The sequence below is a fragment of the Pseudomonas sp. IT-P253 genome, from assembly GCF_949768125.1.
Taxonomy (GTDB): Bacteria; Pseudomonadota; Gammaproteobacteria; order Pseudomonadales; family Pseudomonadaceae; genus Aquipseudomonas.
Map to the genome: position 1 here is coordinate 24,190 of NZ_CATKPT010000033.1, position 19,424 is coordinate 43,613.

The following is a 19,424-nucleotide window of genomic DNA, read 5'->3' on the forward strand; positions in this document are numbered from 1 at the left end:
TCCAACTACGGAAGCTAACTAGGAGGATACGCCGACATGGCTTTTTCCACAGCCTCCCGTATGGCATTCGCTTGCTCGCCTTGACTGCCCTTGTTGCTGGTTTCGGCGCTGGAACTCCATACCGGCTGACCAGTACCCGCGTCGAACATATCCACCCGCACGACCACGACCTGCTCTTGATAGGTGCGTACGATCGGCACCGTGTTGTACATGCCATAACCGCTTCCGTACCGGTTGTAGCCGCCATAACCTGCGCCGTAGTAACCGTAGTCGTCCTGGACCTGACGCAAGCGGGTTTCCAGTCGCAGATCGGCGCTGACAAACAAGTCCGCTGGCCGATTGTCATGCAGGGGGCGCAATCCGCGTTGATCGAGGGCGTTACTGACCGCTTCGGCGATCTGTGCCGAGTCCGCCCACGCAGTGCCCTGCGGCAGGTGCCCGTTGAGCCAGGCCCAACTGCGATAGCGCCCATAGTCACGCGTCGGTGCCGGGTAGGCGCTGCGGTCGAAGGTGTTGCCCGCTTGAGGCGGCGCGGGGGGCAAGGGGTTGGAGGTTGCCACATAAGGGTTGCTGCCCTGGCACGCGGCCAACCCCAGACAGATCACCAACAACCCTGAACGACTTTTCATTTAGCGCTCCAATCAGACCGGTCGACAGATCCAGTGCAAGTAACGCCCTAGCCCGGCAAAGCTTGGGTGACGACGGTGAGCCAGTTCCATTTCCAGCAAGTCCGCCAGTTCGGCGCGGGCCTGGAACTCCACCGGCATGTAGTCGTGAAAAACCCGCACCCCACTCTGGGTTTCGACCTGCCACATACCCTCGAGTTGCGCCGCCAGCTCACGTGGATCGAGCGGCTGCTGCGGGGTCAGGCTCTGCTTTTCGCCGGCCATGTCGTTCTTGCGCATTTTGCGGAAATGGCCCTTGAGCAAATTGCGATAGATCAGCGCATCGCGGTTGTAGAAGGCCAGCGACAACCAGCCATCTTTTGTCGTGAGCTGATGCAAGACCGGCAGGATCGCGTGCGGTTCGGCCAGCCACTCCAGCACGGCGTGGCACAGCACCAGGTCGTAAGGTTCGGTGAGTTGACCGAGCAGGTCCTGCCACGGGGCCTGAATGAACCTCGCTGTCTGCCCGGCCTCGGCGAAGCGCTGGCGCGCGCCTTCAAGCATCGGCTCGGCGGGTTCGGCCAGCGTTACGTCATGGCCGCGCTGGGCTAGCCACAACGACATGTGTCCAAGGCCGGCGCCGATGTCCAGCACGCGTAGCGGTCGGTCCGGCAAGGCTTCGGTCAGGTCCGCTTGAAGCACGGCCAGACGGATCGCACCTTTGGCCCCACCGTAGATTTTTTCGGCAAAACGGGTCGCCAGCTGATCGAAATGACGATCACTCATCAGCTGAACCTCCGTTCACTGTCCGCGAGTTTGTTGTGCACGACTTCATTCATGTCCAACCCCAACTCGCTGCACAGCAGCAGTAGATAGAGCACGATGTCGCCGACTTCCTGCCCGGCATGGGTCAGTTTGTCCGCCGGTAACTGACGCGACTGGTCTTCGGTCAGCCACTGGAAAATCTCCACCAGCTCGGACATTTCCACACTGGCGGCCATGGCCAGGTTTTTCGGGCTGTGGAATGGCCGCCAGTCATTGCGGTCACGGATGGCGTGCAGGCGTTCGGTCAGTTCAACTAAGTTCATCGGGCTCTCCTGAAGGCGTATAGCTTCGGGGGGATAACGAGTGAAGGCAAGCGGCAAGCGCTGCAAAACCACTATGCTTGAGGGGAACTCGTCACAACGATCTATGGCCCAAGGCTCAATTACTTACATCAGGACGTTAACGACATGCAGGTAGAAAGTTTTTTCGAGTGGCTCGGCCAGGTACTCGGCACAGTCATCCGCTTTATCGTTGACGGTCTCAGTGGCTTGTTCAATGCCCTGAGCCACGCCGGCAGCAACTTTGTCGACGGATTGTCGCGGACGTTGGGGATGGACACTTCAATCATCAGCATCATCGCGCTGGTTATTGGGTTGATGCTGCTGTGGTCGGCGATTCGGGCGTTCATGAATGCGTCGATCATCATGGGGATCATCTGGTTGCTGCTGGGTTTGTGGTTGTTGAGCTGGATCATTCACTGACTGTAGGAGCGAGCTTGCTCGCGATGGTGTGTCAGCTACGTGGGTGTCGGCTGACACACCATCGCGAGCAAGCTCGCTCCTACATGTTCCAAATGTGTCGCTACAATGCCCGCTCCCCCAAGGAGCCTGCATGTCCAATCTAATCGCCGACTGGCGCGACCGCCCTACCCATCGTCGGGTCTGGGCACTGGCTGCGCCGATGATTCTTTCCAATATTTCCGTGCCGCTGGTGGCGCTGGTCGATAGCACGGTCATCGGCCATTTGCCCCATGCCCACCAGTTGGGCGCGGTCGCGGTCGGGGCCAGTCTTTACACCTTTCTTGCCTGGGGCATGGGCTTCCTGCGCATGGGCACGACCGGTTTCGCCGCCCAGGCCGCCGGACGTAACGATGGCGCGGCACTGCGGCAGATTTTGCTTCAGGGTCTGTTGCTGGCCATGGGTCTGGCGGTGGTGTTGGGCGCATTGGGTGTCCCGTTGAGCGGTGTTGCCCTGCACTTCATGCAACCCTCGGCAGCACTGGATCAGCTGACCCGCGAATTTTTCCACACCCGGTTATTCGGTCTGCCCGCTGCGCTGGCCAGCTATGCGTTGGTTGGCTGGTTCCTCGGCACGCAGAACGCCAGGGCACCCCTGGCGATTCTATTGAGCACCAACCTGGTCAATATTGCTTTGAACCTGTGGTTCGTCCTCGGGCTGGACTGGGGCGTAGTCGGTGCCGCGCGGGCCTCGGTGATCGCCGAATGGACGGGCGCATTGATCGGTTTGCTGATGACTGGCAAGGCTCTGCGCGCCTACCCCGGCCATATTGCCTGGTCCGCCTTGGCGTTGTGGCAGAGCTGGCGCCCATTGCTGGCGGTCAACCGCGACATTTTCATTCGCAGCCTGGCGCTGCAATCGGTGTTTTTCCTGATTACCGTACAGGGCGCCCGGCTGGGTGATGCCACCGTCGCCGCCAATGCGCTGCTGCTCAACGGCTTGCTGCTGACCGCCCACGCACTTGATGGATTGGCCCATGCCGTGGAGGCTCTTTGCGGACATGCCATCGGCGCTCGCGACCGGGATGCCCTGCGTCGTTCGCTGGTGGTGGCCTGCGGCTGGTCGTTGCTGGCGAGTCTTGGATTTGCGGCACTGTTCCTGTTCGCCGGGCACCTGTTCATCGAGATGCAGACCAATATTCAGAGCGTGCGCGACACGGCGTTCATCTACCTGCCTTACCTCGCCGCGCTGCCGCTGATTGCCGTCTGGAGCTACCTGCTCGACGGGCTGTTCATCGGTGCCACCCGCGCCCGGGAAATGCGCAACGGCATGCTGCTGACGGTGGCGCTGTTGCTGCCGTTCGCCTGGGCGCTGCAAGGCCTGGGCAACCATGGGCTGTGGATAACATTTCTGTTGTTCATGTTGCTGCGCAGCCTGACCCTCGGCGCATTTGCCTGGCTGCTACGCAAAAATGACGGCTGGTTCGCCAGTCAGACTCACTGAACCAGCAGGGCGTTCAAGGTTGATCGCTTTGCCAACGTCTGCGCAGATTATCCAGACGTTCCTGCTGAGTCAGCCCTGATAAAGGTTGCATCAGCGGGGCTCGAGGGTGCTGCAAGCGCAGCCATAACCACCCATCGAGCACCGGCCGTTCGCTGAATCCCAACGCCAGGCCCTCCTGAACCCGGGACCACAAATTGCTGTAATCGGCCCCGGTCGATTGGCTCCATTGCCAGGCATGGTGTTCCAGCAGACAGGTTTGCAGTTTTTCCTGCTGACGTGGGTTGAGTATTTCTTCGACCACCAATGGGCTGACGGCAAGCCCCGGATTGATCAGCTGCTGCCAGCCCTGACTGCCGATCGCGCGGTCCGCCCAGGTCCCGCCGAACCAGCGCAACTGACTGATCGGCCCCAGCCAACGGCTCAGTTCCAGCGCATCGCAAGCATCGAAAAAGTAACTGGCAGTCTGCGGGTTGAAGTAACTCAATAACGCCCGATGATGCAGGCCGACAGTGACCGTGAGCATGCAGCGCAAATGTGCCAGCAACTGCGCCGGGGATGCCTCACTGACCAGCAGCAGCCCGCGCCAGATGTGTGACTCGCGGTGGCACAACTCGGCCAGCGCCGGGCATGCCCGAAGGTCAACCAGCACCGGTCCCTGTTCACGTAGCGCCTGCAACTCCGTGCCATCGAACAACCAGAACCGGGGGGCCTGCGCAAATGACTGTTGCAGGGTTGCCGCCGCGAGTGGCGCCCCCGGTACATCCAGCAACAACCATTGCGGGCTCACGGCGATCATGCCGCACCGCTCTGACCAAGCCGCGTCGCCACCCGGCACGTGCAAACGGCCAGTGCGCAATGACTGAAACTGCCGCCACCGGGCAACAGGCACAGCAACGACAATGGCTCGCCCGATCGCAGTAAGCCCAGCAGGCCTTCGACGGGCGGGCAATCCTCCGTCGGCCTCGGCGCCTGCGCTTCTTCGAGCGGTGACGGAACATGAAGAAAACCGGTAATCAACGGCTGATCCGGATCACCCTCGATGAAGCTCACCACCACCTCGACGCCCTCACTCAATTGCGCAACGGTTGCAGCGCCGAGACCTGCGTCCAACGGAAGCCAACAGTGACTGGCCGTGGCACCCTCGCCCTGGTAGAGCCAGTCAAACTGCACGGCAACCGGTCTGGATGAATCGGGCTGTTGCTCATTGACGTCGACCACCCAGGCCCTTTGCAGACTGTGCATCCGCGGCTTCTCTGCAGAATGGGACGAGACGAAAGGCTGCGTCCAATGAATGGCGCGGATCTGGTTGCTGTAGTGATCCTCAGTTCCCTGATGCTCGACATGCGTCAGCAGCCAGCGATGATTGCAGCTGACAATGGGGTGGTCAGACAGCGGCATCAACTGACCACTGCGCAACGTCGGCAGATCCGAACGGCCTTCGGCACGCTGCGAGGTGAGTTGCTCCGCCAGAAGCTCGAACTGCCGCACCGCCGGCTGCTCGCGCTCGGCGTGGAAGTCGGCGCGGTCACCGAGGGGAAAATGCCCCTGACCATCAGCAAAAACCACGCAGTGCCCTCGCGCGCCGTGCTCGAAGTGGTAGTGAAGCCGATGATGGGTGCACAGCCGCTGCAGAAATTGCAAATCCGATTCCCGGTACTGCGTGCAGAAATCGCGAGGTGGGTAGTCGCCGCTCAGCTCGAAGCGCCGATGCTTGCCGACAATGCCGTGCTCGATGAGCACTTGATCCAGGATGTCGGGCACCGAGCGCCCGCTGAAAATTCGCTGACTGAAACGCTGCGCCAGGCAAGCCAGCTTCGGCCCAAGACGCGCACGGCAGAGCCTGGTAGCCGAGCTGTGCTCACGCTGGACGAGTTCATGCAAGAGTCCGTGAAAACCGTTGCCCTGCGGCCCGAAGCGTAAAAAAACCGGGCGGTACAGCAGGCGGGCAAGGTCGAGCGTCGGGTCATCGATCAGCAGATCCACATCGAACACAAACGGTTCGCTGATGGCTTCTCTACCGTTAAAACCCAAGACTTCAAAGGAGTCGGACAGACCTGCTACATCCAGACGAAATGACGGTTCGTTGACTGGATCGAACATCGGCGATTCTCTACAGGAGGGGCGGCTGGGGATTCTCGCTGAGAGACATGGCCGAGTAGAGTGCCGAAGTACAACTTAGGAAATGGCCTACGCAAAAAGAGGACCATCTGGCTTTAATAGCCGGGAACGTAGGGTATTTCGCTTGTAAAAAGAGATCCGTCGCACCAGGTCATCTGAAATTTCCGCCGCGCGCGGAACATTTTCAGACAACCTGATGAGAGCGGTGACTTACCTCAAGAAGACAGGTAAGAGGAGCGGGTCAGCCCCAGGCGCAATGCGTCGAGGAACAGGGTGCGCTCAGCCGCGGTGATGCGAGCACTGGCGCACTTGTCGCGGTAGTGGGTCATCAGCTCTTCCGGCGACAAGTGCACGTAACGCAGCATGTCTTCGATGGTGTCGTGGGTTTCGATTCCCGCGTGGTACACACTGCCATCGGCATTCTGGTAGATGTTCACCGAATCGGTATCACCGAACAGGTTGTGCATGTCACCGAGAATTTCCTGGTAAGCGCCGACCAGGAAGATCCCCAGCAGGTAGTCCTCGCCGTCGTTCAGTGCGTGCACCGGCAGGCTGGTTTCGATGCTCTGCTCGTCGACGTATTGCTTGATCTTGCCGTCGGAGTCGCAGGTCAGATCCTGCAGCACGGCGCGGCGTAGCGGCTCTTCATCGAGACGGTGCAGCGGCAGAATCGGCAGGACCTGGCCAATCGCCCAGGTGTCCGGCAGGCTCTGGAATACCGAGAAGTTGCAGATGTACTTGTCAGCGAGCTTGTCGTTGAGTTCGTCGAGTACCTGACGGTGGGAACGCTGACGGGCTTTCAACGAGTTGTGCAGGCGACGGCACACGGCGAAGTAGCATTGCTCGGCCAGGGCTTTCTCGGCCAGGGTCAGTTTGCCATCAGCGTACTGAGTGGCGATGTCGCTCATGTAGTGCGTGGCACGCCAGTAGGTTTCGGTGACCATTTCGATGTCGGTCGGCCCCAGCAGGTCAACCAGCCACTGCACGGTTTCCGGCAATTCATCTTTGTTCTCGATCTGCGGCACGTCGTCGTTGTGCTTCTCGACGTCAGTCACCTGCACCACCAGCATCGCGTGGTGAGCCGTGAGGGAACGGCCGCTCTCGGAGAAGATGTTCGGGTGCGGCAGGTTCTGCGCGTCGCAGAACTCCTTGAGCATCCCGACCACGACGCCGGCGTAATCGTCCATGTCGTAGTTGATCGAGCTGGCGTTGCGCGAGTGCGTACCGTCGTAGTCGACGCCCAGACCACCACCGACGTCGATGTGGTCAACCGGCAAGCCAAGGTTGCGCAATTCACCGTAGTAACGAATCGCTTCCTTGAAGCCGTGTTGGTAGTCGGCCAGGTTGGCAATCTGCGAACCCATATGAAAGTGCAACAGGCGAATGCCCTGATCCAGGCCCGCCGAGCGGAAACGCTCGACCACCGACAGCAGTTGCGCCGCCGACAAGCCGAATTTGGATTTCTCGCCGCCGGTGTCCGCCCACTTGCTCGACGCCAGGGACGACAGGCGCACGCGCAGGCCCACCTGAGGCTTGACCTTCAGCGAGGCGGCTTCTTCGATCACCAGCCCAACTTCGGACTCTTTCTCGATAACGATGAACACGTTATGGCCGAGCTTCTGCCCCATCAGCGCCAGACGGATGAACTCACGGTCCTTGTAACCATTGCAAACGATGGTGCCGCCCTTCGGCGCCAGCGCCAGCACCGCCAGCAGTTCAGGCTTGGAGCCAGCTTCCAGGCCGATGGAAACGTCCTGGGTGGCGATGATGTTCTCGATCACCGCTTCCTGCTGGTTCACCTTGATCGGGTACAGCGCGGTGTACTTGCTCTGGTATTCCAGGCGCTCGATATTGGCATCGAAGGCACCGGTCAGCTGACGCACGCGGTCTTGCAGGATATCCGGGAAACGCACCAGCAATGGCAAGGACAAGCCACTTTTGCGCAACTGGTCGACTTGTTCGAACAGGTCGATAGGTGCACTGGTCGGACCGTTCGGACGAACTTCGACGCGACCGGCGTCATTGATCGCGAAATACCCGGCCCCCCAATGGCGAATCCCGTAAACACTGCGGCTGTCCGCAACTGTCCATTGGCTGCCATCGTCTTTGCGTGTGCGTCGTACGGACATTGAAGTCCCCTATAAAGAAGTCATGGTGCGTCGCCTGGGTTCAGGCCGGCGCAGTCTAAAGAATGAAAATGACGATTAGCCTGCATGCAAGGGGCATAGACCTCACATTCAGCGCTGAGTTTAGAACCGGTCAGAACAGGCTCTGTGAAAACCATGTAGACGACGCCAGTCCTGAATGCTCAGGGCCGGATCAAGCCGAGGGTGGTTTTCACAGAGGCTGCTAGCCGCCGGACTTCTTCGCTTTGAAACCGAGTTTGATCAGCTCACCCAAGAGTAGCTCGACATGATCGCCCTGGATTTCGATGATTGCGTCTTTCAACGCTCCTCCGGTCCCGCAACGTTTCTTCAACGTCGTGGCCAGTTCCTTGAGCGCGTCTTCAGCCAACGGCACGCCGGTGATGGTCGTCACCGTCTTGCCGCCACGGCCCTTGCTTTCGCGACGCACGCGAGCAATGCCGTCGCCAGTCGGGATCACGGTCTGTTTGCAGATGCAGGCATCCACCGGTTTACTGCATTCCGGGCAATGACGACCTGCGTCGGTGGAGAATACCAAGCCACCAAGGGCGGCGAAGGATGCGGCTTTTTTGGCCACCGGCAATCCTCTTGGGAGGACAAAGACTGGTCGCGGCAACTTGGGCAAGTGCCATCGACCGCGAAGCCCCACTCAGGCAGGGGCAGCGCTACTGAAACGGTACACCCCTGTAGGAGCGAAGCTTGCTCGCGAAGAACGCAAGGACGATGCGTACAATCTGGATGCACGCGTTATCGTTAACGTTCTTCGCGAGCAAGCTCGCTCCTACAACAAGCAATGCCGGTTCAGTTTGAAAAGGTCGCGCAGTGTAACGGCAAAAAGCCGACTTGCTAAGAGCCAATCGACGCCAATTTATGCCTCTTTTGCGACGTCCTCGCCACGAGCCCGGAGATAGCGCTTCAACGCGGCCAGAGAGTCCGGGCAATAAGACTTCTGCGTGATTTCCAGCATGACCTGATCGATGGGGATAAAGCGCGCTTCCAGCACTTCTTCGGGCTGAAGGATCAACGGGCCGTCCCACACCGCCGAAAATGCCGAACACCACAGGCGATTGCCGGTGTCTTCGAAAAAGAAATGGTCATGGGCGGTCAATTCCACACCGCTGACGCCTAACTCTTCCTCCAGCTCCCGGGCGGCCGATTCGGCATAGGTTTCGCTGGCGAGCACCATGCCTCCCGCCGCCACGTCCCAGAAACCGGGATAAATGGCTTTGCTCAGGGTCCGTCGATGCACACACAGCTCACCGGCCGAGTTGAACAGCATGATATAGGTGCCGCGCCCGATCAGCCCGCGTTCGCGCAGGTCGGATCGGACCAGGGCACCGAGCAGGTTGTCCTGCTCGTCGACCCAGGCGATCTGTTCGGCATCCGAGGCCGCGCGATGGGCGGCCTCTTTGGCATTATCGACCATGACTCAGCCCTGATTGAGCAGTTGACGCAAATCGATCACTGCCGCGTTGGCCCGGGAGATGTAGTTGGCCATGACCAGCGAGTGGTTGGCCAGCACCCCGAAGCCGCTGCCATTGAGGATCATCGGACTCCAGACCGGCTCTTGCGAGGCTTCCAGTTCACGAATGATCTGGCGCACGCTGACGGTGGCGTTCTTCTTCGCCAGTACGTCGGCGAAGTCGACTTCGATGGCGCGCAGCAAGTGGGACAAGGCCCAGGCCTGACCGCGAGCTTCGTAGAACACGTTGTCGATTTGCATCCACGGGGTTTCGACGATTTCTTCGTCAACTTGCGGCACCTGGCCCGGCATCACCACTTCGGTTTTTAGCGAGGTGTTCAGTTTGACCCGGCCAACGCTGGCCGACAGCCGTTGCGACAACGAGCCCAAACGGGTGCCCACATCGCCCAGCCAGTTATTCAGATTGTCGGCGCGGGCATAGAACAGCGCGTTCTTCTGCGTAGGATCAGACAGGCGCGCCTGATAGCGACTCAGGGAATTGATGCCTTCCTGATACTCGGACTCACTGGAAGGCAGCACCCAGCTCTTGTTGTCGAAGTTGAAACGCGGCTCGGCCTTGGCCAGATCGGCATCTTCGGCGGATTGCGATTGCGAGCGGGCAAAGTCTTTGCGCATGGCTCGCGTCAGGTCACGGACCTGGACCAGCACGCCATACTCCCAGCTCGGCATGTTATCCATCCACAACCCCGGCGGGAAACGGTCGTTGGAGATATAGCCACCCGGTTTGTTCAGTAGCGTACCGGCGACGGTCTTGAGGGTTTCCACCGTGGTGTAGCCGATGACCATCTGCTTGCCTTCTTTCTCGGCCGCCAACTGGGCATTCTGCTGAACCGGAAACAGCGCAGGCTCCTCGCTCCAGTACCAGCCCAGACCGATGGTCACCAGCAGATACAGAACGATCAACGTGCCCAGTGCGCGGCTGAACAAAACGCCACCGATATAAGTACGGGCAGCCGATTTCGGTTCAGCGGCACGTTCAGGCGCGCGGCCCGCGCGATTCTTCCAGTCCAGCATGGCGATATCCTTTCAATCACTTGAGTTCGTCGGTTCGACCACAACCATACAACAACGTGCCTTTGACCGGCACCCGCCGCTGGGCTTATCCGGAAAATTATCGGCTAAACCGACGACAACCGTTGCCAATGAACTCAAGCGTCCAGCCCCCCGCGCTAAATGCCGATCACCCTCATTGAAATCTGCCGCGGGGGTTATGTCAGGTGATGGTCATCGCTGGGGTGCTCTTCGAAACACTGGGTCATGATTTGCAGATGGCCTCTAGGGGAATCCCTGAGCCCTATCAGCCGCTTGCCGCGCCCGAATCACGCTGATGAAAAACCAGAAAGCCCTGACAGACGCAGGTCAACGGACAGGAGGAAGTTGCGCGGATATGTTTAGAAAGCGCCCTATCTATTGGCTATTACCAGCCAGCGACAAACCAAATCAGACCGACCAGTCAGAATCTGAATGACATCGCACTACAGTTTATTGACTTACGACACTCATCCCACTGGAAAGAGGTGCTAGCATAGAGCCACCAGTCGATCTCAGCATTTACCCTAACCAGTAGTCAGGATATGACCGAGCCAGAAGACCCCAGCCGTGAGCGCCTCAAGCACCACTTTGCCCAGCGGGTAATTCATCAGGCACGTCAAATTCTTGAGATATGGCAGCGTCTGCAACGTAGCGAGTGGTCCAGCACTGACCTACTGGAACTGAGCGAGGCCAATCTGCGTCTGCTGCGTTTCGCCGAACGTTTCGAACAACCGGAACACACTCAACTGGCGCGCCACATCAGCCAGTCGCTGGAGGCGGTCGACGCCAATCGCGGACGCCTGAGCAGCGGGCTGATCACCGACCTCAATCGTTTGATGCAGCGCCTGTCGCGTACCGGCCTGCGCCATGGCGATCAGTTCGAACAAACTTTCCTGCCGCCGCTACGCAAGCCGATCTACGTGATGCTGCAGGATCATGACCGTGCCGAACGCCTGGCCAAACAACTGGAATTTTTCGGGCTCAGCGCCCAGGCACTGAACAGTGTCGCGGCGTTCCGCTCCTCGATGGTCGAGCGATTGCCCGCAGCGATCGTCATGGACGTGGATTTCGGCGGTGCCGGCATCGGCCTGAAACTGGCCGCCGAAGCCCAGGAAGGTCTCGATCATCAGTTGCCGCTGTTGTTCTTCAGCCTGCACGAAACCGATACCCCGACCCGCCTTGCCGCGGTGCGCGCCGGCGGTCAGGAGTTCCTGACCGGCACCCTCGAAGCATCGAGCCTGCTGGAGAAAATCGAGGTCCTGACCTGCGTCGCCCAGTACGAGCCTTACAAAGTGCTGATCATCGACGACTCCCGCGCCCAGGCCCTGCATACCGAACGCCTGCTCAACAGTGCCGGGATCGTCACGCGAACCCTGATAGAACCGATTCAGGCCATGGCCGAACTGGCGGACTTCCAGCCGGACCTGATCATCCTCGACATGTACATGCCCGCTTGCACCGGCACTGAACTGGCCAAGGTGATTCGCCATAACGACCGCTATGTCAGTGTGCCAATTATCTACCTGTCGGCCGAAGACGATCTGGACAAGCAACTCGACGCCATGAGCGAGGGCGGCGACGATTTCCTGACCAAACCGATCAAACCCCGGCACTTGATCACCACCGTGCGCAACCGCGCGGCACGGGCACGCAATCTGAAAGCGCGGATGGTCCGCGACAGCCTCACCGGTTTATACAACCACACCCACATTCTGCAATTGCTCGAGGACTGCTCGTTCCGCGCCAGACGCGAAAGCAAGCCGCTGAGCTTTGCGATGCTCGACATCGACCACTTCAAACGCGTCAACGACAGCCATGGCCACCCCATGGGTGACCGCGTGATCAAGAGCCTGGCGCTGTTCCTCAAGCAACGGCTGCGCAAGACCGATTTTATTGGTCGTTACGGCGGTGAAGAGTTCGCCATTGTGATGCCGGACACCGATCTGGAATCGGCCTACAACGTACTCAATGAAATCCGTCAGCGCTTTGCCGAAATTCACTACCCTGCCCAGCCCCATGACCTTTGGTGCACCTTCAGCGCTGGCGTGGTGGAGCAGTGCGAACACTCCGACAGCCTGTTGATGGCCAGCCAGGCGGACGAAGCGCTCTATCGCGCCAAGGACGCCGGACGTAATCGCGTCCAGGCCGCGCGGACGTCAAAGCAAAGTGCCACTTTTTCATCGAAAACGATCGATTCGGTCATAACCCTGTAACACAAACGCAATAACTTCAGGTGCTTACCATTCTGCCGTTGGTAGACCCGCGATGCGCCTGAAGCTGCTGACCAATCTCAACACACTCCTTTTAGTCGCCGTGTGCGTGGCCCTCGGCGCCACTCTTTGGTGGTCACAAAAAGCCCTCGAACGCCCCTATCTATTAATGGAGCGTTACCTCGGGCTGTCCCAGCAATTTCAAAATGAAGTCGCGCGAAACATCGAGGATTACCTCGCCAGCGGTGATGCCCTGCGCCTGAGCAGTGCCAGCCAGGCCATCGACGGCCTGCAACAGGAACTTGCCGAGTTGCCGCCGGCCTTGGCCGACACCTTGCGGCCCAGCCTGTCGACCCTCGAAGAATTCAGCAAAACCGACTTGCTCGCGGCCGGCAAACTGGCGGGCGACCCGCAAGCGCTGCTGCTGCAAGCCGAACGCGAACTCGGTGCCAGTCTCGATCAGCTCAGCCAATACGCCAGCACCAACGCGACCTATCTGACACCGCTGCTCTCGGCCTCCCAGCACTTGGGCAAACTGTCCCTGGCCCGGGACAAACTGGTCAGCAGTGGTCGCAGCGAACTGGCGGCCGATGTCGAGCGCGAAGTCGCCAATATCCGCACTCAGGCTGAACAGCTGGGCGCCCTGCCGTTACTCGGCGTGACCACCAGCAGCGAATCGGGCAAGGATGATTTTGCCGCGTTGATGGGCCTGGAGAACGCTGAAAAAACCGTCGCCGAAGATGCCGGCGTCGGCCTCAAGCGTGAGCTCAACAGCCTGCTGACACGCTACCCGGCAGAACTGGCGCGCACTCGCGATCAGATTCAGAAACGTGCCGACCTCAGCACCGCCACTCACCAGAAAATCGCCGCCGTGCAACAGGCCATCGCCGGGCTGGAACCCGTGGTTCGCGCCCAACACGGGCAGATCCAGAGCGAAGTTCGACTGATGCAGGGGGTCATGATCGGCCTGATTCTGCTCATTGCATTGTTGATCGATACCCTGCAACGACGCTTGGCGCGGACGCTGACCAATCTGGCGCCCGCCCTTTCGACCTGGGCTGAGGGAGACTTCAGCCGGAACATTGAACTGGGCAAGACCAACCGCGAACTGCATGACATTCAAGCCTCGCTCAATCGTCTGCGCGCCTATCTGGTCGATCTGGTCGGGACCATTCGCCTCAATGCCGAACAGGTCGCGGGCAGTAGCCGGACCCTGGCCGAACTGAGTAATGACCTGCACAGTGGCGCCGAACACCAGGCTGGCGACACCGCGCTGATCCGCGACTCCCTCGGCGAGCTGGAAGCGACCATCCAACAAGTTGCCGGCGATGCCAGCCAGGCTGCCGACGCCAGCCGCCATGCCGGAGTGGCGGTGGAACACGGCCAGAAAGTCATCGGCCTGAGCCTCACCGGGCTGCATGCGCTGGTGGATGAAGTGCAAGGCAATGCGCAGATGATCGAACACCTGGCCGAGGAGTCCGCGACCATTGGCGGCGTGTTGACGGTGATCCGCTCGATTGCGGACCAGACCAACCTGCTGGCCCTGAACGCCGCCATCGAAGCGGCCCGCGCCGGAGAAATGGGCCGCGGGTTTGCGGTGGTGGCTGAAGAGGTTCGGTCTTTGGCACAACGCACCGCTGGCGCCACGGCAGAAATCCAGGTCCTGATCGCCGGCCTGCAAACCGCTGCGCGGCAATCGGTGGAAGGCATGCGCGCCCAGGTTGAACACGCAGAAGCCACGGCCAATCAGGCCCAGGCCGCCGATGGTGCGCTGGATAAAATCGTTGGCGCCATCCAGACCATTTCCGACACCGCCGTGCGCATTGCCGATGTCACTGCACAGCAGAGTGGCGCGGTCAGCGAGATCCGCGATCACAGCGAACGTATCCACAAGCTGGGTGGGGATAACTTACTGAGGATTGGCGAGGGGCGTGAGCAAGGGGAGAATTTGCTGGTGTTGGGTGGACGTCTTCACACCGCCGTCCAGGCTTTCCGCGTCTGACAGACCGCCACAAACCTGTAGGAGCAAGGCTTGCCCGCGAAGAACGATAACGCGGTTTGCCTGAAAGACGGCGTCGCCTGGTTCGCGGGCAAGCCTTGCTCCTACAGGTTCGGGGCAATCCGCGCGACTGTCCGCTATCATGCCCCCAATTCCGATACGCGAGATTGTCATGCGCCGTTTGCTCTGCCTGCTGCTTTTAGTGCTCGCCCTGCCGGCTTCCGCCGCCGGCTTGCTGGACAGTCGAGCCAGTACAACGTTGGGATCGATCAATAACAGTGCCGACTTTCTGCCGGTGCGCGAAGCCTTTCAGTTGAGCCTGGTAGACAGCACGCCACAAACGATCAAATTGCGCTTCGTCGCGACCGAAGGTTACTACCTCTACCGGCATCGCTTTCAGTTTCGAGCCGACCCGGCCGATGTCGGCCTCGGGGCCGCACAGCTGCCCCCGGGCGAAAAAAAGCACGATGAGTATTTCGGCGACGTCGAGGTCTACCACGGCATTCTCGATGTAGAACTGCCGCGCACCGATCAACGCGCCTTCACCCTCGCTGTCACGTATCAGGGCTGCGCCGACAAAGGCCTGTGCTACCCGCCAGAGACCGAGCGCTTGAGCATCGATGGCAGCGGCGCCAGCAGCGGCGCCTCAGGCAAAAACTGGAGCTGGCGCGAACTGGCATTGTTCTTCCTCGCAGGCCTGGGCCTGACCTTCACGCCGTGCGTGCTGCCCATGCTGCCAATTCTGTCCGGCGTGGTATTGCGTGGGCAGGTCGGTGGTTTGCGCGGTTTCAATCTATCGCTCGCTTACGTGCTGCCAATGGCCGCGTGCTTCGCCCTGCTTGGGGCACTGATGGGGATGTTCGGCGCCCAGCTCAATCTTCAGGCGCGGCTGCAATCGGCCTGGGTGCTGGTGCCGTTCGCATTGTTTTTTGCGCTATTTGCGTTGGCGATGTTCGGCGTCTTCGAACTCAAGCTGCCGCACGCCATCAGCAGTCGCCTGGACCGGATCGCCGGCCGCACCGAAGGCGGCTCGCTGTGGGGCGCAGCCGTGTTGGGCGTAGTGTCCAGCCTGCTGGTCTCGCCTTGCGTTTCGGCACCGCTGGCCGGTGCGTTGCTGTACATCAGTGCCAGCGGCGATGCGCTGGGTGGTGGATTAAAACTGTTCATGCTCGGTCTCGGCATGGGCGCGCCGCTGTTACTGGTGGCCACCGGTGGCGCCGCCTGGCTGCCGAAAAGCGGACCGTGGCTGGTCTATGTGAAAAACGCGATCGGGGTTTTGTTGCTGGGGTTGGCGATCGGGTTGCTCAGTCGCGTATTGCCGGGGCAAATCACTTTGCTGCTGATCGGTTTGCTGGCCGGTGGTGTCGGGTTATTCATGGGCGCGCTGGAATTCGTCTACAAACCGCCTCGAAAACGTCTCGGCCAATTGCTCGGGATGTTCCTGCTTTTTTACGCGTTGGCCTGTTGGTACGGAGCGTTCAGCGGCCACACCGATCCGATCAATCCCATTAGCCCGTCCCGCGTTGTGGCCGATAACGCGCAAGACATCAGCGACTGGCAAACCGTCAATACCCCGTCAGACCTGGACAGTGTCCTCGCTGACGCCCAATCGTCCGGTACCCCGCTGTTGCTCGATTGGTACGCCGACTGGTGCATCAGCTGCAAAGTCATCGAACATGAAGTGCTCAACGATGCGAAGGTCGTCGAACGCCTCAAGGGCTATCGGCTGATCCGTTTCGACATCACCGCCAGCAACGCCGAACAACGCGCCCTGCTCGACCGCTACAAGCTGTTCGGCCCTCCGGCACTGATGTTTTTTGGCAAGGATGGCGTCGAACGTGCCGATGTGCGGGTGATCGGCGAGATCAACGCAACGGACTTCGCCGAACGTGTCGCGAAAGCAAATGACCGAATTTAATCACCCAGTCATAAATTTTTCGCAAACATCGGTCATCGTGCTGGCTATTGCAGAGAACTGGACAGTCACAAAGGCTTTGCGGCATAGTCGCCGGGTTCTGACAATTGCACACAGATAACAAGGAACAGCCGATGGCGACCTTATTGGTTCTGCACGGACCCAACCTGAACTTGCTCGGCACCCGCGAACCGGGCGTCTACGGGGCAACCACCCTGGCGCAGATCAATCAGGATCTGGAGCGCCGTGCCCGTGAAGCCGGCCACCATTTGCTCTACCTGCAAAGCAATGCCGAGTACGAATTGATCGACCGCATCCACGCCGCTCGCGGCGAAGGTGTCGACTTCATTCTGATCAACCCAGCAGCTTTTACGCATACAAGTGTCGCATTACGTGACGCGCTGCTGGCGGTGAGCATCCCATTCATCGAAGTGCATTTGTCTAACGTGCACAAACGCGAACCTTTCCGCCATCACTCTTACTTCTCCGACGTAGCGGTGGGAGTGATCTGCGGCCTTGGCGCCAGCGGTTATCGACTGGCCCTGGAGGCCGCCCTAGAGCAGCTTGAAATACAGGCAACAGCTTGAACAACAAGCGTAACGCCCCTGACCGACCCTTGGGAGTTGATGATTCATGGATATCCGTAAAGTTAAGAAACTGATCGAATTGCTGGAAGAGTCCGGCATCGACGAGCTCGAGATCAAGGAAGGCGAAGAGTCCGTACGCATCAGCCGCCACAGCAAGACCCCGGCTCAGCAGTACTATGCACCAGCGCCAATGCATGCTCCGGCGCCTGCGCCAGTTGCCGCTGCTCCGGTTGCCGCTGCTGCTCCTGCGGCACCCGCTGCCCCTGTTCTGAACGGCAACGTTGCCCGTTCGCCGATGGTCGGCACGTTCTATCGCAAATCCTCGCCGTCTTCGCCTTCCTTCGTTGAAGTTGGCCAGACCGTGAAGAAAGGCGACACCCTGTGCATCGTTGAAGCGATGAAGATGATGAACCACATCGAAGCTGAATCCAGCGGTGTGATCGAATCCATCCTCGTCGAAGACGGCCAGCCGGTTGAGTACGACCAACCGCTGTTCACCATCGTTTGAACCGCGGAGAGCCTTTGATGACTGCGAAGTTGGAAAAAGTTCTGATCGCCAACCGCGGTGAGATTGCCCTGCGGATCCTGCGCGCCTGCAAAGAGATGGGCATCAAGACTGTCGCCGTTTACTCCAAGGCCGACAAAGAACTGATGCACTTGGGCCTGGCAGACGAATCCGTCTGCATCGGTCCGGCATCGGCCGCTCATTCTTACCTGCACATTCCGGCAATCATCGCCGCGGCTGAAGTGACCGGCGCTACCGCCATTCACCCAGGCTATGGCTTCCTTGCGGAAAACGCCGACTTCGCCGAACAGGTGGAAAAGTCCGGTTTCGCGTTTATTGGCCCGAAAGCCGACACCATTCGCCTGATGGGCGACAAGGTATCGGCCAAGCACGCCATGATCGCTGCTGGCGTTCCAACCGTTCCGGGTTCCGACGGCCCGCTGCCTGAAGACGAAGAAACCGCTCTGCGCATTGGTCGCGAAGTCGGTTACCCGGTGATCATCAAAGCCGCCGGCGGCGGCGGTGGTCGCGGCATGCGCGTTGTGCATAACGAAGAAGACCTGATTTCCTCGGCGAAACTGACCCGCTCCGAAGCCGGCGCGGCGTTTGGCAACCCGATGGTCTACCTGGAAAAATTCCTGACCAACCCACGTCACGTGGAAGTCCAGGTGCTTTCCGATGGCCAGGGTCACGCGATCCATCTGGGCGACCGCGACTGCTCGCTGCAACGTCGTCACCAGAAGGTTCTCGAAGAAGCACCGGCACCGGGCATCGACGAGAAAGCACGCGCCGAAGTCCTCGCACGTTGCGTCAAGGCTTGCATCGACATCAATTACCGTGGCGCGGGGACTTTCGAGTTCCTGTACGAGAATGGCGCGTTCTATTTCATCGAAATGAACACCCGCGTTCAGGTTGAGCACCCGGTTTCGGAAATGGTCACTGGCATCGACATCGTCAAGGAGATGCTGAGCATCGCCGCTGGCAACAAGTTGTCGTACACCCAGGAAGACGTAGTTATCCGCGGCCACGCGCTGGAATGCCGGATCAACGCCGAAGACCCGAAAACCTTCATGCCAAGCCCGGGCACGGTCAAGCACTTCCACGCTCCAGGCGGCAACGGCGTTCGCGTCGACTCGCACCTGTACAGTGGCTATGCCGTTCCGCCGAACTACGATTCGTTGATCGGCAAGCTGATCACCTACGGCACAACCCGTGACGAAGCCATGGCGCGCATGCGCAATGCACTGGACGAAATCGTTGTCGACGGGATCAAAACCAACATCCCGCTGCACCGCGACCTGGTCCGCGATGAAGGCTTCTGCAAAGGCGGAGTCAACATCCACTACCTGGAACACAAGCTGGCTGGCGAGAAGCACTAAGCTTCGACTCCAGAAACAACAAAGCCGCTTTCGAGCGGCTTTGTTGTTTCTGAAGGTTTCTCATGAGTCGCGACAGTCATTCAATTACAAAAGCACGCCGCCCACTCTCTCTGTAGCAGCTGCCGAAGGCTGCGTCCGGCTGCGCAGCAGTCGAATCCCGCCAGTCCACCGCGAGCATCACTTTGAAATCGGGTTGAATGGTTTCGCGACCGCTACGCGCCCGAACGCAGGCTGCTACAAAAGCACGCCGCCCCACTCTGTAGCAGCTGGCGAAGCCTGCGTCCGGCTGCGCAGCAGTCGTCAATCCAGGCAATGCGGTGTTTCAGGATTACGGTGCAGTCAGGTTTTACGACTGCTTCGCAGCCGAACGCAGGCTTCGCCAGCTGCTACAAAATGCGTCGCGGCCGAACTGGATGGCATTAAGACTCGACCACTCCCACA

General features: G+C 59.8%; 17 protein-coding genes. 8 read left to right on the forward strand and 9 right to left on the reverse strand.

Annotated elements, in window-relative coordinates:
- Positions 1–14: 14 nt before the first annotated feature.
- The 3 genes from ACM6IR_RS17430 to ACM6IR_RS17440 are packed head-to-tail and all read right to left on the reverse strand — an operon-like array spanning position 15 to position 1,693.
- Positions 15–629: a DUF4136 domain-containing protein gene (locus ACM6IR_RS17430; RefSeq protein ID WP_414908850.1), complete on the reverse strand. Its 615-nt coding sequence runs from the start codon at positions 627–629 to the stop codon at positions 15–17.
- A 12-nt stretch (positions 630–641) separates the two neighbouring features.
- A complete protein-coding gene (locus tag ACM6IR_RS17435) occupies positions 642–1,391 on the reverse strand; it encodes a methyltransferase domain-containing protein (protein WP_414908851.1) in 750 nt (249 codons plus the stop codon).
- Positions 1,391–1,693 carry a MazG-like family protein gene (locus ACM6IR_RS17440; RefSeq protein ID WP_414908852.1) on the reverse strand — a complete coding sequence of 101 codons (303 nt, stop codon included), beginning with the start codon at positions 1,691–1,693 and terminating at the stop codon, positions 1,391–1,393. The genes ACM6IR_RS17435 and ACM6IR_RS17440 overlap by 1 nt, the downstream gene beginning before the upstream one ends.
- A gap of 144 nt (positions 1,694–1,837) precedes the next feature.
- Here ACM6IR_RS17440 and ACM6IR_RS17445 point away from each other — a divergent pair, with 144 nt between their 5' ends.
- Together ACM6IR_RS17445 and ACM6IR_RS17450 are read left to right on the forward strand one after the other, a co-directional pair.
- Positions 1,838–2,131 (forward strand): hypothetical protein, encoded by a 294-nt coding sequence (locus ACM6IR_RS17445; protein WP_414908853.1) that lies wholly within the window; start codon positions 1,838–1,840, stop codon positions 2,129–2,131.
- 130 nt (positions 2,132–2,261) lie between these two features.
- Positions 2,262–3,611: an MATE family efflux transporter gene (locus ACM6IR_RS17450; protein ID WP_414908854.1), complete on the forward strand. Its 1,350-nt coding sequence runs from the start codon at positions 2,262–2,264 to the stop codon at positions 3,609–3,611.
- A 13-nt stretch (positions 3,612–3,624) separates the two neighbouring features.
- Here the strand turns inward: ACM6IR_RS17450 and ACM6IR_RS17455 are convergent, their stop codons facing one another.
- The 6 genes from ACM6IR_RS17455 to ACM6IR_RS17480 form a co-directional block, all read right to left on the reverse strand.
- Positions 3,625–4,407 (reverse strand): DUF4123 domain-containing protein, encoded by a 783-nt coding sequence (locus ACM6IR_RS17455; protein WP_414908855.1) that lies wholly within the window; start codon positions 4,405–4,407, stop codon positions 3,625–3,627.
- A complete protein-coding gene (locus tag ACM6IR_RS17460; protein ID WP_414908856.1) occupies positions 4,404–5,711 on the reverse strand; it encodes a contractile injection system protein, VgrG/Pvc8 family in 1,308 nt (435 codons plus the stop codon). Before ACM6IR_RS17460 ends, ACM6IR_RS17455 begins: the two co-directional genes overlap by 4 nt.
- Positions 5,712–5,944: 233 nt before the next feature.
- Positions 5,945–7,858 (reverse strand): arginine decarboxylase, encoded by a 1,914-nt coding sequence (speA, locus tag ACM6IR_RS17465; protein WP_414908857.1) that lies wholly within the window; start codon positions 7,856–7,858, stop codon positions 5,945–5,947.
- A 220-nt stretch (positions 7,859–8,078) separates the two neighbouring features.
- On the reverse strand, positions 8,079–8,450 hold the full coding sequence (locus ACM6IR_RS17470) for a translation initiation factor Sui1 (RefSeq protein ID WP_414908858.1): 372 nt from the start codon (positions 8,448–8,450) through the stop codon (positions 8,079–8,081).
- A gap of 291 nt (positions 8,451–8,741) precedes the next feature.
- Positions 8,742–9,299 (reverse strand): NUDIX hydrolase, encoded by a 558-nt coding sequence (locus tag ACM6IR_RS17475; protein ID WP_414908859.1) that lies wholly within the window; start codon positions 9,297–9,299, stop codon positions 8,742–8,744.
- Between the two features lie 3 nt (positions 9,300–9,302).
- Positions 9,303–10,370, reverse strand: coding sequence for a DUF2333 family protein (locus tag ACM6IR_RS17480; protein ID WP_414908860.1), 1,068 nt, complete (start codon positions 10,368–10,370; stop codon positions 9,303–9,305).
- 560 nt (positions 10,371–10,930) lie between these two features.
- Here ACM6IR_RS17480 and ACM6IR_RS17485 point away from each other — a divergent pair.
- The 6 genes from ACM6IR_RS17485 to accC all read left to right on the forward strand — a co-directional run bounded on the left by ACM6IR_RS17485 (position 10,931) and on the right by accC (position 18,983).
- A complete protein-coding gene (locus ACM6IR_RS17485; protein ID WP_414908861.1) occupies positions 10,931–12,601 on the forward strand; it encodes a diguanylate cyclase in 1,671 nt (556 codons plus the stop codon).
- Positions 12,602–13,556: 955 nt separating this feature from the next.
- Positions 13,557–14,600 carry a methyl-accepting chemotaxis protein gene (locus ACM6IR_RS17490; RefSeq protein WP_414909118.1) on the forward strand — a complete coding sequence of 348 codons (1,044 nt, stop codon included), beginning with the start codon at positions 13,557–13,559 and terminating at the stop codon, positions 14,598–14,600.
- 169 nt (positions 14,601–14,769) lie between these two features.
- The gene (locus ACM6IR_RS17495) at positions 14,770–16,515 is read left to right on the forward strand and encodes a protein-disulfide reductase DsbD (RefSeq protein ID WP_414908862.1); all 1,746 of its coding nucleotides are present in this window, start codon (positions 14,770–14,772) and stop codon (positions 16,513–16,515) included.
- Positions 16,516–16,646: 131 nt separating this feature from the next.
- On the forward strand, positions 16,647–17,099 hold the full coding sequence (gene aroQ / locus ACM6IR_RS17500) for a type II 3-dehydroquinate dehydratase (RefSeq protein WP_259498938.1): 453 nt from the start codon (positions 16,647–16,649) through the stop codon (positions 17,097–17,099).
- 46 nt (positions 17,100–17,145) lie between these two features.
- Positions 17,146–17,607: an acetyl-CoA carboxylase biotin carboxyl carrier protein gene (gene accB, locus ACM6IR_RS17505; protein WP_008153753.1), complete on the forward strand. Its 462-nt coding sequence runs from the start codon at positions 17,146–17,148 to the stop codon at positions 17,605–17,607.
- 17 nt (positions 17,608–17,624) lie between these two features.
- On the forward strand, positions 17,625–18,983 hold the full coding sequence (gene accC / locus ACM6IR_RS17510; protein WP_414908863.1) for an acetyl-CoA carboxylase biotin carboxylase subunit: 1,359 nt from the start codon (positions 17,625–17,627) through the stop codon (positions 18,981–18,983).
- The last annotated feature ends 441 nt before the right edge of the window (positions 18,984–19,424 follow it).